The following is a 16,854-nucleotide window of genomic DNA, read 5'->3' as shown; positions in this document are numbered from 1 at the left end:
TCGAGCTGCAGAGGCAGCTCGTAAAAAACGATTATGATGAGGTTATATGGGTGAATGGTTTATTTTCAAGTCCAGCCCCAAATTCCGCAGCCGACTATTTTTACACGTTTAAGTTTGTTTTTATCGCTTTCGGCTTGGCGTTTGGTTTTATAAGGGCCTAAACGTACTTTATACCAAGTACCATTGCTGCCTTCAGCCTGTTTTATCTCAGAAATGAGCCCTGCAAATGCGATTTTAGCTTTTAACGATTCAGCTTGTGCATGAGTTCTGAACGAACCGCATTGCATAACATAAGGACCTTTTTGCTCAAGTTCTTTTACTTCAACTTGAATCTCGTGGTTTCTAATTTCTTTAATAAATTCCGGCGTGCGTGGAATAACAACTTCTACTTTTTCAGGCGCAGTTGGGTGAGCTTGCTTTTCGACAAGTTTTGGATCGGCATTACTTTTAATAAACCATAATCCGTAAACGAAACCACCTACAAGTAAAATAGCAATGCTCACTAAAAAAATTGGAAATGGTTTTTTAGTGGGTGCTTTTTTAGTGTTTTTTCTATTTGCTGGTTTTTTGTTAATGTAATCGTGCTGTGCCATAGCGTTATTTTGGCCTTAACCTAAATCATGTCTATAGGGTCTACGTCTAAGCTCCAGCGCACTTTTTGTGCAAGTTTGCTTGAGCTTAAATAATCAACCATTTGCGCAAGGTACTGATGTAATATGCGACGATCTTGCGCTTGAATATGTAATTGAAAGCGATACATACCTGCGACTTTTTCAAGAGGTGCAGGGATCGGACCGAGCAATTGTATACCAGATACCCCATTCACAGGAACCAAATCCGTCAAAAAATCGACGACTAGTTTAATACTATGTCCTTGTGCACGGACAATGGCCATATTTGTAATGGGTGGTAAGTCCGCATCATCGCGCTCACTAAGGGCAAAACGGGCAAAATCCTGATAACCGTTATTAACTAAGTCTTGTAAAAGTGGGTGCTCTGGAAAGTGTGTTTGTAATAATACTTGGCCAGGCTCCCCTGAACGTCCTGCACGACCAGCTACCTGAGTAACTAACTGTGCTAAATGCTCTGTCGCTCTAAAATCGCATGAATATAACCCGCTATCAACGTCTAAAATTATAACGAGGCTTACATCTGCAAAGTGATGACCTTTAGCAAGCATTTGTGTGCCTACTAAAATACGCGCCCCCCCTAAGTTAATTTCATCGAGTGCCTTTTCAAGGCTACCTTTACGGCGAGTTGAATCGCGGTCTATGCGAGTAACGGGTGTATCAGGGAATTCGGTTGATAAAAATTCTTCAATTTGCTCTGTGCCTTTGCCGTTAGGAAATATTTGCGTGCTGCCACAATCAGGGCATTGGTGAGGAACAGGGTACTGGTCGCCACAGTGATGGCAGATCATTTGCCCAATCGCTTTGTGAAAAGTGGCGCTGGTGCTGCAGCGTTTACATTCACTTAGCCAGCCACACTCATGGCAAATAAGAGTGGGTGAGAAACCTCGACGATTTAAAAACACCATAACCTGTTTACCGCGGTTTAAATGCTGTCGCATAGTGGCAAGGCTAGCATGTGCAATACCTGCTTGGTCGGGCTGACCTTTCATATCGAGTAACTTAAACTGGTTGTCGGTGGCTGTTTGCGCGCGCTCGGTTAAGCTTAATAACTGATATTTGTTATTAAGTGCTTTGTGGAGCGTTTCAAGCGCGGGTGTGGCGCTGCCTAATATAAGCGGAATTTTATGCTGAAAAGCTCTATAAGCGGCTAAATCACGAGCATGGTAACGAAGGGTATCTTGTTGTTTAAATGACGAGTCGTGTTCTTCGTCAACAACAATCATACCGAGTTTTAAAAATGGCAGAAAAATACTCGAACGTGTGCCAATAACTATCGCACAACTGCCTTTTTCACAAAATCGCCATGTTTGTAGGCGTTCGTTGTCGGTAAGTGCTGAGTGCCAAAGCATAACAGGTGTATCTGGGAAGCGGCGACGAAAACGGTTTACCGTTTGCGGTGTTAGGCCGATTTCGGGCACGAGTACGAGGGCTTGCTCGCCACGTTTTAATACTTCTTCTAAGCACTGTAAATACACTTCAGTTTTACCACTGCCCGTTACGCCTTCTAATAAAAAGCTGCTAAAACCGGTACTTTGATTGATTGCTGTACAGGCCACTGCTTGTTCTTTATTAAGTACAGGTTTACTACCGACGGTTGGCGCAACGCTTTGCCATTGGTTATCGTGTTCGATAGTTTGTGTGATGAGTTCTTTAGCAATGAGGCTATCTATTGTTTTTTTACTAAAGCCAAGTGCTTTTAGTTCGGTTAACGATGACTTACCTGATTGTGATAACTGCTTTAATAAGTTGAGTTGAGTTTTAGCTTTTAATGACGGTACTTTAGCGCCTTTTTCGGTAAGTATTACCATGTTAATGCTTGTTTTGTCTGGTGATTCACCTTGGCGTAGTGCACTAGGCAGAGCTATATGAATCGTTTCGCCGAGTGGGTAACAATAATAACGCGCTGTAAAACTAAGGAGATCTAAATGTTCGCTAGATAATATTGGGGTATCGTCGATAACTTCAAAAATGCTTTTAATTTTACTCTCGGGTACTTCAGTACTCTTTTTTACTGCTAATATAACAGCCACTTTACGCTGATTACCAAAGGGTACCAAAACGCGCATTCCGGGCTTCAGATCAGAAACCAAGCCTGAGAGCTGTTCATCTACTTTATAATCAAAGGTGCGCGGTAATGGGACTTTAATAGCAACTTCAACAAAACGCATAACAACTCAACCAATAAAATTAATGGTGTAATGTACTAAATATACAGTTAAAAACCTACTAGCAAATTATAGTCATTTTATTATTTGGTTACTTTTTTAGCAAAAAATTATAATTAAACCTTGTGTGCTCGGTAGTTGTTGGATAAAATCCGCCACCAACAAATTTGTTTTAACGACGTATGGTACCAAACTACGGGTTTGGAGAGCGATGCGGCCTTAACTAGAGGTTTCTATGAAAGAAGGTATTCACCCTAAGTACGAAGTAATTTCAGCAACATGTTCATGCGGAAATGAATTCGAAACAAGCTCTACTCTTTGTAAAAACATTCACTTAGACGTATGTTCTGCGTGTCACCCGTTTTACACTGGTAAGCAAAAAGTTTTAGACACTGGTGGACGTGTTGATCGTTTCAACAAGCGTTTCGGTGCACTTGGTAGCAAAAAGTAACTTTTGCTATTTAGTTAAAGGAAGCACCTTAGGGTGCTTTTTTTGTGCCTGAAATTTATCTTTACGTGCTTTTCCTGCCTATTTATACGTTATCTCCTTTGCATAACTATTTCTTGTTCTTATTCTGAGTATGCATAAACCTTTGCAGACAAAGTACGTAATAGTCTCTATATTTTGAAGTGTTCATTTTTTAACTAAGTTGTTAAATGTAGCTAACGTGAAGATAAATGTTTTTAAAGTAGACTATTAAGCTGTTTATAGTTATTTATACTAAAAATTTGATAGTCGTTTTTAGAGAAAATGGCTCGCGGCTAAAAGTACCTCTAAAAATGCTTTTTATATGAATTTCTATTTATGAAATGTCGCTATATCTTCGCAAAGTTACTGAAAAACCTCTTAAAATTAATGAATCTAGCATATAACAGGATAGACCTGATATTGCTTGGAATTTAAAAATAATAAGGGTATCGTAACCCAGACAACACCTCTCACTTTAACTTAAATTGCAGGATACAATCGCGTTATGTCAGACTTTCGTGAACAAGCACTACATTACCATTCTCATCCCGTTCCAGGAAAAATCAGCATTGAGCTAACCAAGCCTGCCGAAACGGTTCAAGATTTAGCTTTAGCATATAGCCCAGGTGTTGCTGAACCTGTGCGTGAAATTGCTGCTGATCCTGCAAATGCTTATAAATATACCGGTAAAGGTAATATGGTTGCAGTTATCACTAATGGTACTGCAATTTTGGGCTTGGGTAATTTAGGCCCATTGGCATCAAAGCCTGTAATGGAAGGCAAGGCGCTGTTATTTAAGCGCTTTGCAGGCCTTGATTCTATTGATATCGAAGTGAAGCATAAAACAACAGAAGACTTTATTAACACGGTTGCTAATATTGCCGATACATTTGGTGGTATTAATCTTGAAGATATTAAAGCCCCAGAGTGTTTTGAAATTGAAAAGGCATTGATTGAGCGCTGTAGTATTCCGGTTTTTCATGACGATCAACACGGCACTGCAATTGTAACAGCCGCTGGTATGTTGAATGCACTTGAAGTGCAAGAGAAATCGATAGAAGAGGCTATTATAGTATGTTTAGGTGCTGGTGCGGCTGCAGTTGCCTGTATGGAACTGTTAATTAAGTGTGGTGCACTGCGTGAACACATTTACATGCTTGACCGTAAAGGCGTTATTCATACTCGTCGTGATGATTTAAACGAGTACAAACAACTATTCGCTAACAATACGGATAAGCGTACGTTGCAAGATGTTATTGCTGATGCTGATGTATTTGTTGGTGTATCTGGGCCTAATTTGTTAGCAGCCAATGATTTAAAACTGATGGCTGATAAGCCGGTTGTGTTTGCGTGCTCAAACCCCGACCCTGAAATTGATCCCGCACTTGCACACAGCGCACGCAACGATTTAATTATGGCGACAGGGCGTTCTGATTATCCAAACCAAGTGAATAATGTTTTGTGTTTCCCGTTTATTTTTCGTGGTGCACTAGATGTGCGCGCAAGTGCAATTAACGATGAAATGAAAATAGCAGCAGTAGAAGCGATTCGTAGCATTGCAAAAGAGCCTGTACCAGCCGAGGTCTTAAAAGCTGCCGGTGTTGATAAGCTGGAATTTGGTGCTCAATATATTATTCCAAAACCGATGGATCCACGTTTATTACCACGTATAGCAAGAGCGGTTGCTCTTGCTGCTGTTGAGTCGGGTGTGGCACAAATTGATTTGCCAGAAAGCTATATGCAGTAAATCTATACCGTAAAATTTAATCATAAAAAAACCTCAGTAATTACTGAGGTTTTTTTATTTTACTTTATCTATTTATTCGTCATCTAAAACAGGGACTTCTAACCCCATTTCTTGCATTATTTTTTTCACTTCTTCTGGTACTTTTTCAGCGTTATCTTTACGTAAGTCATCGTCATTAGGTAAAGGTTGACCTGTAAATGCATGTAAAAACGCTTCACATAGTAGCTCACTGTTTGTTGCGTGACGCAGGTTATTAATTTGACGACGAGTACGTTCGTCAGTTAATACCTTTAATACATTCAGTGGGATCGAAACGGTGATCTTCTTAACTTGTTCTGATTTTTTCCCGTGTTCTGCGTATGGGTGAATATACTCACCATTCCATTTAGCCATAAGATGTATCGTTGCCTCAGATTATTAATTGCTCACATGCGCTAAAATGCGTGTGAATATGCGTGAAATTCTATCGATTTAAAAAAGATAGTCAAATACTAGTTGTTTGGCCATCTAGCTGTTTAAATGTTTTGACTTCTCAAATTGAATAAACTACTCTTTTAGACGTCTAAACATCCAAACTAATCAGGTGACGAATATGAGCGAAAAAAACAAAGCAACCATTGCGGTCCGTAGTGGCGTTGAAGCCGATAAACACCACGGTGCAGTGGTCGCGCCAATCTATTTATCGACTACTTATTCGTTTGCCGATTTTGATACTAAACGCCAATATGATTATGGCCGCAGCGGTAATCCTAACCGCGATATCTTAGCTGAGACCCTTGCTGAGCTCGAAGGGGGAGTACGCGGCATAATTACAGCCACAGGCATGGCGGCTGTACATTTAGCAACTCAGCTGCTTAATTACGACGACACGTTAGTGATCCCACACGACTGCTACGGTGGAAGCTACCGTTTATTTACGTCCCTGCAAAAGCGTGGCTTGCTAAAGCTTGAGGTTTTAGATTTAACAAAACCAGAAAGTCTTCAAAAAATATTAGTAATTAAACCAAAACTCATTTGGATTGAAACACCAAGTAACCCTGTACTACGTTTAACTGATATTAAAGCGGTTACTGATATTGCTAAGCAGTGTGGCGCACTGGTGGCCGCTGACAATACATTTTTATCGCCTGCTTTACAAAATCCGATTAAGTTTGGTGTAGATATTGTGGTGCATTCAACCACTAAATATATTAACGGACACTCAGATGTAGTGGGCGGTGCTGTTATTGCTGCAACACAAGAGATCGGTGACGAGCTTGCTTGGTGGGCTAATAACATTGGTATCACAGGGGCACCTTTTGATAGCTATTTAACGCTTCGTGGTTTACGTACTTTAAATGTGCGCTTAAGGCAGCATCAAGAAAATGCATTAGCAATAGCTCAGTATCTCGAAGAATCTGAGTTCGTTAGCCAAGTTTATTACCCTGGGCTTGAGTCGCACCCCCAACATGAATTAGCGAAAGCACAGCAGCTTGGTTTTGGTGGCATGGTTAGCTTTGATATTAAAGGCGACATAAACGATGCAGCGGCATTTTTAACTAGTCTACATAACTTTAGTTTAGCTGAGTCGCTAGGCGGCGTTGAGAGCTTAATATGCCACCCTGCGACCATGACGCATGCAGGGATGGATGCAACAGCGCGCTTAGAAGCCGGCGTTGGTGATACGCTTATTCGTGTTTCTGTCGGAATAGAAGACATTGAAGATTTATTAGCAGATCTTGAACGTGTATTTACACTTGTAAAACCTGGCAGAAAAAACAATACAAATCGATTAACTAAAGGTGCGGGAACATCGAGCGGTGATGCTAAGTTAAGTGCCGCTTACCCCGCGCTTTGGTAACTAACATGACTAAAAATATACATAAATTTGGCGGTTCGAGTTTAAGTTCAGCACAGCGTTACAAAAGTGTTGCGGGTATTATATTAGAGCACACACAACCTGGTGATTGCGTTGTGGTATCAGCAGCTGGGAAAACAACCGATACACTAGTTAAGTTATGGCAAAGTTACCAGCAGCAAGATACACATGTAATTGCTGATATTTTATTACAGTTAAATAATCACCAAATAGATTTAATAGAGCAGTTATTACAAGCTAATACAAAGCGTAACGCTCTAAAAATATTGAATGAAGAGCTATCAACAATAACGCTGTTAGCGCAAACAGGGCAGCTACAAGAAGCCCAATTGCTTGCTCATGGAGAGTTATGGTCAGCACGCGTACTCGCTGCTTACCTGCAGGAGCTTAATGCTCATGCGTGTGTTCACGATGCGCGCGCTTTATTTACATTAAATGATGGGCAGTTATTACATGAACAAAATACTCAACAGTGCGCAAACTTAATTGCGCATAATAAAATTAACGTTGTAACTGGATTTATTGCAGCTAATACAGCAGGGGATACTGTAACGCTTGGTCGTAATGGAAGTGATTATAGTGCGACCTTACTCGCTAATTATTGTCATGCAAAACAAGTCTGTATTTGGACTGACACACAAGGTGTATTTAGTACCGACCCTCGTAAAGTTAGTAAAGCGATTAAATACGCGAAGGTGTGTCGTGGACAGGCCAATTTGTTAGCACGACTAGGTAACCCCGTATTGCATGCTAAAACATTATCTCCTCTTAAAAATACGGATATAAAATTATCAGTACGAAGTAGCTTTGATGTACAAGCTAGCTCTACTGACATCGTTAAAGAAGGTAGTGCCAAGCAAAAGCGCTTTATAACAACGTTACAAAATATTGATTTATTAATAGTTGAAAACTTAAGTGAAGGAGATATTGCGCATGTGAGTCAGCTTATTCAGCATAGCTTGCATCACTTTAGTCAAAATGGTGAGACGTACTTAGTTGTGCCAGCTATTTCGACGCATCAGGTTATTAGCTATTTTGAAGGTCGAGCTAATATTAACGAATCGAGCTTACATGGGTGTGCTGTGATAGCGCCTGAGCAAGATATTAGTAAATTGCACTTATTGGCGATTAATTTATTAAATGCACATGCGATTGAACCACGATTTGCACACCAAGATAGCGGCTATATTTTATTACTTACTGATCAAGTGATTGATAGCGATATACTTAGCATATTACACGATAAGCTGATTAACAAAGGGCAGGAAATTGCTTTAATAGTCGCTGGACTTGGTAATGTAGGTGAGGTGTTTATTGAACAGTTATCTACTCAAGTTGAGCGCTTGTCAGATGACTTTAGTATTAAGCTTGTTGGCTTAGTGCGCTCTCAAAAAATGCTTTTTAATCCTAATGGGATTGGTGTATCGCAATGGAAAACCCAGTTTCAACTTGAAGCGTCTGATTATCAAAACCAAACATTATTAAATGCAATTGATGAACTTGATTACGAACATAAAGTGATTGTAGATATAACAGCGAGTGAAAAGTTTAGCCGGTTATATCCTGATTTTGTAGAAATGGATTGTCATTTAATAAGCGCTAATAAGTATGCAGGTACAGCTCCTACTAATTGGTATAAAGCACTACGTACAAGTATCTCTGAACGCAACTTACATTGGCGTTATAACACCAGTGTGGGGGCTGGTTTACCCATTAATTTTGCGCTTGCTGATTTACAAAATAGTGGCGATAAAATAACACGTATTGAGGGCGTGTTTTCTGGAACGTTATCGTGGTTGTGTAGTAAGTATGATGGTTCGATTATATTTTCAGATTTAGTGCTTGAAGCGCAAAAAATGGGTTTTACGGAGCCCGATCCTCGCGAGGATTTATCTGGGCGTGATATGCAGCGAAAATTGCTTATTTTAGCCAGAGAGTTGGGGGTTGAATTAAATCTTGAGGATATTAGTCTTTCGGCATTGATGCCTGATGAACTTGCGCAAGGGAGTTGGGATGATTTTTTAAGTAAAAAATCCCAGTTAGATAGCTTTATTCAAGAGCATGCAAAGAGAGCTAAGGCACAAAATTCGGTGCTTCGTTATACAGGCTTGCTCGAAATCGCAGAAAATGAAGTAATAGCGAAAGTCGGTATCGCGTATGTATTACAAAGTGATGTTTTGGCTAGTTTAACGCCAGGAGATAATATTTTTGTTATAAATAGTAAGTGGTATAGCGATAACGCGCTCGTTATCCAAGGCCCTGGTGCTGGTAAAGAGGTCACTGCAGCGGGTGTACATTCTGATTTGTATTGGCTGGTCTACAATTTAAGGTAGCATTGCGGCAGCCTAAAGTGGCTGCCGTTTTTATTTAACGCTATTTAAAATAGCTCTTCTTCTGTTTTTGTATCTTCCTCAAATGTATCGGTAGGTTGGGAAAGTACATACTTAGTTGGGGCTGTACCTTTGTCAAAATATTCAAAGCGGCTTGTGTAATCGTTTTTGTGGCTCAGTAAACCTGTTGCTAAATCAATACGAATAGATACTAAGTCTTCGGGTGGTTCTATAGGCGCTTCTGGTGCATCTTCAAGTGCCACTTTCATAAACTCAATCCATGCTGGTTGCGCCGTTTTAGCCCCTGACTCTGCCCCTGAGATTTGACTGCTATCAAGGTTGTTATTATATGTTGAGCGGCCTAGCGAGTTACCGGGGTTATCAAACCCAACCCATACAGACGTTAGTACATTACGATTAAAGCCACTAAACCAAGTATCTACTGAGTCATTAGTCGTGCCTGTTTTACCTGAGAGATCACGTCTCTTTAATGCTTGAGCACGCCAGCCTGTTCCGCTCCAGCCTGTTTTATGTGCCCAACTACCACCGCCCCAAATACCACTATGCATTGCATCAGCAATTAAAAATGCATTCTGTTTAGAGATAATCCGTGGTGCGCATTTTTTTTCTTGTTGCTTTTCAGTTTCGAAATTCTGCATTGTTACATCGTTGTTCAATACGCTTAATGTGCTATCGCTATCGTCACAAGCTTCTGTTGGGTTTGTTTTAAATAACACGTCACCATAAGCATCCTGAATTTCAGAAATGAAGTAGGGTTCTATTAAATGCCCACCATTTGCAAAAGCACTCATACCGCGTGCAAGTTCAAGCGGCGTAATAGAAGCGCTACCAAGCGCAAGTGATTCACTGCGATTAATATCTGAATTTTTGAAGCCAAATTTTAGTAGGTGCTCTGCCGTACGCTGTAGGCCAACTCCGCGTAACAAGCGCACCGAAATAACGTTTTTAGATTGTGCTAAAGCACGACGAATACGAATAGGTCCATTATACACAGCGGGGCTGTTTTTTGGTCGCCATGCAACACCTTGGCTTTTATCCCATTGGTTAATTGGTGCATCGTTTAATATTGAGGCTAAGGTGTAGCCTTTTTCCAGTGCAGCAGAGTAAATAAAAGGTTTTATATTAGAGCCTACTTGGCGCTTAGCTTGTACTGCTCGGTTATATTGACTTTGTTCGAAACTATAACCACCCACAATCGCTTTAATGCGCCCATTTTGTGGGTCAAGAGAAACGATGGCACTAGATGCTTCAGGAATTTGGCTAAGTAAATAGCTACCGTCGGTATTTTTACGTAACCAAATTTGTTCGCCGGGTGCGAGTATTTCATTGGCTGCTTTAGGTGCAAAGCCTTGGCGATAACGCGTAATGTATTTACGAGCCCACTTTAGGTTATCCCAAGTCAGTGTGGTTTGCTCGCCACTTTTAAGTAATACATCAGCTGTTTTGTCATTCACTGCGATTACAACGGCCGCTTTTAATTGGCCAAACTCATTTACAGATTTTAGCTCACTGAGCATTTGAGACTTGCTAAATACAGGCTGTGTTTCTGGATCCCACAACATTTTAACAGAGCCTCTATAACCATGGCGCATATCATAATTGTGTAAATTATTGATGAGTGCTGTTTGTGCCGCTTTTTGAACTTTTGACTCAACAGTAGTAAATATTTTATAACCTGAGTTATAGGCTTTATCGATTCCGTAACGTGCCACCATTTCTGCACGCACCATTTCAGAAATATAAGGAGCATACAGATCAATTTCTGCACCGTGAAAATAAGCTGTAATAGGTTGCCTGATGGCATCGTTGTATTGTGTTTGTGTTATGTAGTTTTCTGTTAACATGCGGCCAAGAACAACATTGCGACGAGATTTTGCGCGAGTTGGGTTACGGATCGGGTTTAAGGCTGATGGCGCTTTGGGTAAGCCGGCAATCATCGCCATTTGGGCAAGTGTAAGATCTTTTAATTCTTTTCCGTAATATACCTGTGCAGCAGCGCCAATACCAAAAGCACGGTTACCTAGTTCTATTTTGTTTAAATAGAGTTCAAGAATTTCGTCTTTCGTTAGTAAATTTTCTATATGAAGCGCTATAAAAATTTCTTTAACTTTACGAATATAAGCTTTTTCACGAGTTAAGAAGAAGTTTCGAGCTAGCTGCATTGTTATTGTACTTGCACCTTGCTTTTTTTCGCCTGTTGAAATCAAAACCAATGCAGAACGAACAATACCAATAGGGTCTATTCCCACATGGTCATAAAAACGATTATCTTCAGTTGCTAAAAATGCATTTATTAAAGGTTTTGGTATTTCGTCAATCGTTACGGGGATCCGTCTTTTTTCACCAAATTGATTGATCAGAAGGCCATCTTTAGTGAATACTTGCATAGGAGTTTGTAATTGCACATCTTTTAAAACTTGCACACTTGGAATATCAGGTTTAACGTAGTAATAAAGACTGATTAAAGTAATCAGCCCAAGTAATGTGCAAATGATAAAAAATTGTAAAGTTCGTTTTAATAAAATCACTTATATTTCCCTAAATGGACTCCCAATTATGTATGGAGACTGCTAGTATATATTGATTAAAAAATGAATAATATTTTTTAAGATAAAAATTATAACTTGTTTATTATTAAAACAAAGGCCAAGTTTCAAACATGCTAAGTCAACTATTTCAAAAGCCGTCAAAAATGATGGTAGGAATTGATATTGGATCGCACTCTATCAAGGCGGTACTTTTAAGTGAAATTGAAACTGGATTTCGTCTTGAAGCATTAGCGATTGAACCAATGCCTAAGGGCGCAATGAGCGAACGCATTATTCAAGATATTGAAGCAATTGGTAATGTAATATCAAAATTAAAAAGAAAGTTACCAAAATCACTAAAATCTGCTGCTGTAGCCGTCTCTGGCCAAACAGTTATTACCAAAGTTATTTTTATGGATGTGTCATTAACTGACGCTGAACTTGAATCACAAATTGAAATTGAGGCTGATAGTCTTATTCCATACCCCCTTGATGAAGTTAGCTTAGATTTTGAAAAATTATCAACAAATGAAGCCGATCCAAGTAAAATGAATGTGTTACTTTCTGCAGCCCGCACAGAAAGTGTCGAAGCGCGAGTTGGCGCTTTAGAAGTTGCAAATTTAGAAGCGAAAGTTGTTGATGTAGAAAGCTATGCATTGAGCCGTTCGATGGATGTTTATTACAAGCAGTTACCAAGCGATGCCTTTAATAAGTGTGTTGCTGTAGTTGATATTGGTGCTGTGTTGATGTTGGTGAGTGTTGTACAAGCCGGTGAAACAATATATACCCGCGATCAAGTTTTTGGCGGCGATCAATATACCAATAGTATTGTTGCTTACTATAATAAAGGGTTCGATGAAGCTGAAATTGGAAAAACATCGGGTGATCTTCCGCCAAATTACACTTTTGAAGTACTTGCTCCTTTTCAAACATCATTACTTCAACAAGTACGTCGAGCGGTACAGATGTTTTTGACTACCAGCGGTAAAGACCAAATTGATTATATTGTTCTAACCGGTGGAACGGCCATGATAAATGGGCTAGATCGTTTATTAATAGAAGAACTTGGTATCCACTCCATTGTCGTAGAACCGTTTACGAATATGGAGATTTCTCCCAAGGTAGACCGTAATGTAATGCAACGCCATAGAACACAGTTTGCTATTGCAACAGGACTGGCATTAAGGAATTTTTCATCATGCCACATATAAATTTATTACCTTGGCGTGAATTGCAACGTGAAGAGTCAAAAAAGAAATTTGTTACTATTTTAATTGCTGTTGTTATTGTTTGTTTTGCAAGTATGTATGTATTGAACTCGTTCTATACTGCTTTGAAGGATGGACAAAATTTAAAAAATAACTACCTCAGTTCAGAAATTAGTCTATTAGATAAGAAAATTAGTGATATTAGAGATTTAGATTATAGGAAAGAAAACTTACAACAACGTATGCATCTAATTGAAGAATTACAGAGTAGTCGTAACTTAGGCACTCAAATAATGGATGAAGTTGCTAAAATAGTCCCCGCTGGTGTTTATTTAACTAAGTTAGAACGTCGAGGCAATAGAATTCATGTATTAGGGCGCAGTGAATCAAATAACCGCCTCTCCAACATGCTTAGAGAAGTACAAAACTCATATTTATTAGAGCGCCCAACAATGCAAGGCATTGTTGCTGGCAATCAATCTTCTCGTTTACTTAGTGATTTCAATATGGAGTTTTACGTTAAACCATTTGATAAAATTGGTGAGGTTCCAAATGAACCTTGATTTAAAAGCGTTTAGTGATATTGATTGGAATGAGATTGAACTTGATAATATTGGCGAATGGCCAATTGCTGTTAAGGTTATTTGCGCTACATTTGTTGCTGCTTTAGTGCTGTTTTTTAGTTATAGCTTATTGGTATCTGATGAAATTGATAGTTACCATAATGCGGTTACAAAAGAAGTTGAATTACGGACAACTTATCGTACCAAATATGCTGTAGCCAGCAGGCTTGATATTTATCGTGAACAAATGCTTAAAATGGAGGAGAAATTTTCTCAATTATTAAAGCGTTTACCTACCTCAAATGAAACCCCTGGTTTGTTAGATGATTTATCTTATGTGGGAACTACAAGTGGTTTAACTTTTTTAAAGATTGGCTGGCTGCCAGAAGTTGAAAAAGAATTTTATACTGAGCTACCTATTAAAATAGAGGTTGTAGGTACTTATCATGAGTTTGGTGAATTTGTGGGAAAAGTGGCTCAATTGCCGCGTATTGTGAGCTTACATGACTTTTCTATTTCATCCTCAGGCGAAAAGCAGTTAACATTTAGTGTGGTGGCAAAAACTTATCGCTATGAAGAAGGGGAGGTAAAGTGAAGCATTTTTCCTTTATTCCTATAGTTGCTCTCCTGCTAAGTGGTTGTAACGACGATACCTCAGAACAAAAAGAGTTTATAGATCAAGTTAAAGCGAGTACGACTGCTAGAGTTGAAGCAATTCCTGAATTAACAAAGTTCGAGCATTTTGAATATAACGCTGGGCAGCTAAGGAGTCCTTTTGTGGCCCCGCAGCCTGAAATAATCCAAAACAAATTAACTCAAGTTAAAAATTGTTTACATCCGGATCCTGAACGCCAACGTGAAACCTTAGAAAAATACCCACTGGATAATTTATCTATGAAAGGAACAATCGGATCAAGTGGACAAGCTTGGGCGCTCATTACAGCTACAGACGATACTTTACATCGTATTACAGTCGGTAATTATTTAGGTAGCTATGATGGCAAAGTACAATCAGTAAATAATGATTATATTGAGTTAATAGAATTAATCCCAGATGGGTCTGGTTGTTGGAAAGAGCGCCTGACTAAATTAGAAATGTTAGAGGCGGCAACCAATGGCGCAGGTTAATAACAAAAAAGGTAAGAACAAAATGCATAAGGGTGTACTTTGGCACAACCGTATTCAACGAGCTCTATTTGCAACTTTAGCTCTGGTTATAGCCAATTCAGCTATTGCAGCGCCGTTGCTCTATGATATTCGTTATAACCCATTACTCAAGGGTGAAACCGAGTTGCAGCTGGTATTTGATGAAAAGTTAACGCAAGAACCAAAAATACAAGTATTTAATAGCCCGGCACGAATTGAAATGATGTTTGATTCGGCACAATTAGAGCAAGGTCTTGAAAATGTACAGGTAAACCAAGCTGGCATTAATAATGTTACTAATGTACTTACTGATAAGGGATTAAAAGTAACAATAAATCTTACTCGTTTGAAAATCTATGAGACGGAAGTTAATAATAATTTAGTGTCTTTACGTGTTTCTGATAACCCATTAACAGAGCAAGACGTTGATGATGAAGCAACTAGCTCTGATGCAGTGTCTGGAAATTATATCAATCGGATTCAGTCTATTGACTTTCGTCGGGGGGAGAAGGGCGAGGCAAAAATACTGGTGTTCTTACAAGATACGCAAGCCGCAATAGAAGTGCATGAAAGTGGTGGTAAAATTATTGCTGATTTTCATCATACAGATATTTTAGATGACTTACTGTATGAGTTAGATGTGCTCGATTTTGGCACCGTAGTAAGCAGCATTGAAACTTTTAAAGAAGATGGATTAAGCCGCGTTGTTATTGAACCAAATGCCGCTTTTACTTTTACCTACCAACAAATAGATAATATTCTTACTTTAACGGTGGAAAGAGACGAAACGCAAAATGCATATTTAGATGGCGGTAAAGATTACCAAGGCCGCCTAATGACATTAAATTTTCAAGATATTTCTGTTCGTGCAGTGTTACAAATCATAGCGGGCTATAATGATTTTAATTTAGTCACTAGTGACTCGGTGACAGGTAATATTACATTGCGCTTAGATGGCGTGCCTTGGGATCAGGCGCTTGATGTTGTTCTTAAAATTAAAGGCTTAGACAAGCGTATGGATGGTTCTATTTTGATGGTTGCGCCATCAGAAGAGCTTGCTGCACGTGAAGCTAAAGATTTACAAGCAAAGCAGAACGTAGAAAACTTAGAACCGCTTTACAGTGAATACATTCGTTTAAACTACGCAAAAGCAGAAGAGTTTGCTGATTTATTAAAAACAGATACAAATAGTATTATCACTCAACGTGGTAGCGTATCTGTTGATAAGCGTACTAATACATTATTACTCAAAGATACGGCCAAAAGTATTGAGAGCGTGCGACGCATGGTCGAAACACTTGATATAGCGGTTAGACAGGTTGTAATCGAATCACGTATGGTAACCGTACGTGATAATGTAACCGAAGATTTAGGTGTGCGCTGGGGGTTTAGCGACCAGCAGGGCAGTGATGGCATATCAGGTACACTTGAAGGCGCTAATACAATATCAAATGGTATCATTCCTGATATCTCTGATCGTTTAAACGTGAATTTACCCGTGACAAACCCATCAGCAAGTATCGGCATGCATATCGCCAAGTTAGCTAACGGTACTTTGATTGATTTAGAGTTAACAGCTCTTGAGGAAGAAAACAAAGGTGAGATTATTGCGAGCCCTCGTATTACTACTGCAAACCAACAACAAGCACGAATAGAGCAAGGTACTGAAATACCTTATGTTGAGTCAGCTTCTAGTGGTGCGACAACGGTTAGCTTTAAAAAAGCAGTACTGAGTTTACAAGTAACCCCTCATATAACTCCTGATAATAAAGTTATTTTGGATTTAATTATTACTCAAGATACGCGAGGAGATACAGTTCAAACAGGAACTGGGCCAGCTGTTGCAATTGATACTCAGCAAATTCAGACACAAGTGCTAGTGGAAAATGGGCAAACAATCGTGCTCGGCGGTATTTTTCAGCAGCAAATCATAAATTCGACTAAAAAAGTACCTCTACTTGGTGATATTCCGTACTTAGGAAGGCTGTTTAAGAGTACAAGTGAGTTTAACGAAAAGAGAGAATTACTTATTTTTGTAACACCAAAAATACAAATAGACTAAAATTAGGCGTATTTTTGTTAACCAATGGGCGATTATTCAGATTAATTGCTCGTTATATGGCTTTTTATTCTAATTGACTTGAAATACCCCAGCAATTACTGAGATAATCCCCTCCTTAATTTTGG

13 protein-coding genes are annotated in these 16,854 nt (G+C 39.2%); 9 read left to right on the top strand and 4 right to left on the bottom strand.

Translation table 11 applies throughout. The annotated features are described in order from the left end of the window. Positions 1-65 precede the first annotated feature (65 nt). A complete protein-coding gene (locus D172_RS15920; RefSeq protein ID WP_007377247.1) occupies positions 66-593 on the bottom strand; it encodes an SPOR domain-containing protein in 528 nt (175 codons plus the stop codon). A gap of 20 nt (positions 594-613) precedes the next feature. Continuing rightward, positions 614-2,800, bottom strand: coding sequence for a primosomal protein N' (priA, locus tag D172_RS15915; protein ID WP_007377246.1), 2,187 nt, complete (start codon positions 2,798-2,800; stop codon positions 614-616). Positions 2,801-3,032: 232 nt separating this feature from the next. Here priA and rpmE point away from each other — a divergent pair, with 232 nt between their 5' ends. Then, a complete protein-coding gene (gene rpmE / locus D172_RS15910) occupies positions 3,033-3,248 on the top strand; it encodes a 50S ribosomal protein L31 (protein WP_007377245.1) in 216 nt (71 codons plus the stop codon). A gap of 523 nt (positions 3,249-3,771) precedes the next feature. After that, entirely contained in the window at positions 3,772-5,013 is a 1,242-nt protein-coding gene (locus tag D172_RS15905) for a malic enzyme-like NAD(P)-binding protein (RefSeq protein ID WP_007377244.1), read from the top strand. Positions 5,014-5,085: 72 nt separating this feature from the next. Here the strand turns inward: D172_RS15905 and metJ are convergent, their stop codons facing one another. Further along, positions 5,086-5,406, bottom strand: coding sequence for a met regulon transcriptional regulator MetJ (gene metJ, locus D172_RS15900; protein ID WP_007378651.1), 321 nt, complete (start codon positions 5,404-5,406; stop codon positions 5,086-5,088). A 199-nt stretch (positions 5,407-5,605) separates the two neighbouring features. On the opposite strand from metJ, the gene metB reads away from it, so the two are divergent. Together metB and metL are read left to right on the top strand one after the other, a co-directional pair. After that, positions 5,606-6,853, top strand: coding sequence for a cystathionine gamma-synthase (gene metB / locus D172_RS15895; RefSeq protein ID WP_007378652.1), 1,248 nt, complete (start codon positions 5,606-5,608; stop codon positions 6,851-6,853). A 5-nt stretch (positions 6,854-6,858) separates the two neighbouring features. Next, a complete protein-coding gene (metL, locus tag D172_RS15890) occupies positions 6,859-9,204 on the top strand; it encodes a bifunctional aspartate kinase/homoserine dehydrogenase II (protein ID WP_007378653.1) in 2,346 nt (781 codons plus the stop codon). Positions 9,205-9,248: 44 nt separating this feature from the next. Here the strand turns inward: metL and D172_RS15885 are convergent, their stop codons facing one another. Further along, positions 9,249-11,750 carry a penicillin-binding protein 1A gene (locus D172_RS15885; protein WP_007378654.1) on the bottom strand — a complete coding sequence of 834 codons (2,502 nt, stop codon included), beginning with the start codon at positions 11,748-11,750 and terminating at the stop codon, positions 9,249-9,251. A 131-nt stretch (positions 11,751-11,881) separates the two neighbouring features. Between D172_RS15885 and D172_RS15880 the strand changes: the two genes are divergently transcribed. Genes D172_RS15880 through D172_RS15860 form a run of 5 tightly spaced genes read left to right on the top strand, consistent with a single transcriptional unit; the run spans position 11,882 to position 16,729 of the window. Continuing rightward, positions 11,882-12,961, top strand: a complete 1,080-nt coding sequence (locus D172_RS15880; RefSeq protein ID WP_007378655.1) for a pilus assembly protein PilM — start codon at positions 11,882-11,884, stop codon at positions 12,959-12,961. Next, positions 12,949-13,521 (top strand): PilN domain-containing protein, encoded by a 573-nt coding sequence (locus D172_RS15875; protein ID WP_007378656.1) that lies wholly within the window; start codon positions 12,949-12,951, stop codon positions 13,519-13,521. The genes D172_RS15880 and D172_RS15875 overlap by 13 nt, the downstream gene beginning before the upstream one ends. Next, positions 13,511-14,116, top strand: a complete 606-nt coding sequence (locus tag D172_RS15870; protein ID WP_007378657.1) for a type 4a pilus biogenesis protein PilO — start codon at positions 13,511-13,513, stop codon at positions 14,114-14,116. Before D172_RS15875 ends, D172_RS15870 begins: the two co-directional genes overlap by 11 nt. Then, the gene (locus D172_RS15865) at positions 14,113-14,649 is read left to right on the top strand and encodes a pilus assembly protein PilP (protein WP_007378658.1); all 537 of its coding nucleotides are present in this window, start codon (positions 14,113-14,115) and stop codon (positions 14,647-14,649) included. Before D172_RS15870 ends, D172_RS15865 begins: the two co-directional genes overlap by 4 nt. Next, positions 14,636-16,729: a type IV pilus secretin PilQ gene (locus tag D172_RS15860; RefSeq protein ID WP_033023843.1), complete on the top strand. Its 2,094-nt coding sequence runs from the start codon at positions 14,636-14,638 to the stop codon at positions 16,727-16,729. Before D172_RS15865 ends, D172_RS15860 begins: the two co-directional genes overlap by 14 nt. The last annotated feature ends 125 nt before the right edge of the window (positions 16,730-16,854 follow it).

This window comes from Pseudoalteromonas sp. Bsw20308 (genome assembly GCF_000310105.2).
Taxonomy (GTDB): domain Bacteria; phylum Pseudomonadota; class Gammaproteobacteria; order Enterobacterales; family Alteromonadaceae; genus Pseudoalteromonas; species Pseudoalteromonas fuliginea.
This window is presented reverse-complemented; position numbering and strand designations above follow the sequence as displayed.

Coding starts and splice junctions, on each gene's coding strand:
- D172_RS15920 (WP_007377247.1), bottom strand. CDS start 593: ATGGCACAGCACGATTACATTAACAAAAAACCAGCAAATAGAAAAAAC.
- priA (WP_007377246.1), bottom strand. CDS start 2,800: ATGCGTTTTGTTGAAGTTGCTATTAAAGTCCCATTACCGCGCACCTTT.
- rpmE (WP_007377245.1), top strand. CDS start 3,033: ATGAAAGAAGGTATTCACCCTAAGTACGAAGTAATTTCAGCAACATGT.
- D172_RS15905 (WP_007377244.1), top strand. CDS start 3,772: ATGTCAGACTTTCGTGAACAAGCACTACATTACCATTCTCATCCCGTT.
- metJ (WP_007378651.1), bottom strand. CDS start 5,406: ATGGCTAAATGGAATGGTGAGTATATTCACCCATACGCAGAACACGGG.
- metB (WP_007378652.1), top strand. CDS start 5,606: ATGAGCGAAAAAAACAAAGCAACCATTGCGGTCCGTAGTGGCGTTGAA.
- metL (WP_007378653.1), top strand. CDS start 6,859: ATGACTAAAAATATACATAAATTTGGCGGTTCGAGTTTAAGTTCAGCA.
- D172_RS15880 (WP_007378655.1), top strand. CDS start 11,882: ATGCTAAGTCAACTATTTCAAAAGCCGTCAAAAATGATGGTAGGAATT.
- D172_RS15875 (WP_007378656.1), top strand. CDS start 12,949: ATGCCACATATAAATTTATTACCTTGGCGTGAATTGCAACGTGAAGAG.
- D172_RS15870 (WP_007378657.1), top strand. CDS start 13,511: ATGAACCTTGATTTAAAAGCGTTTAGTGATATTGATTGGAATGAGATT.
- D172_RS15860 (WP_033023843.1), top strand. CDS start 14,636: ATGGCGCAGGTTAATAACAAAAAAGGTAAGAACAAAATGCATAAGGGT.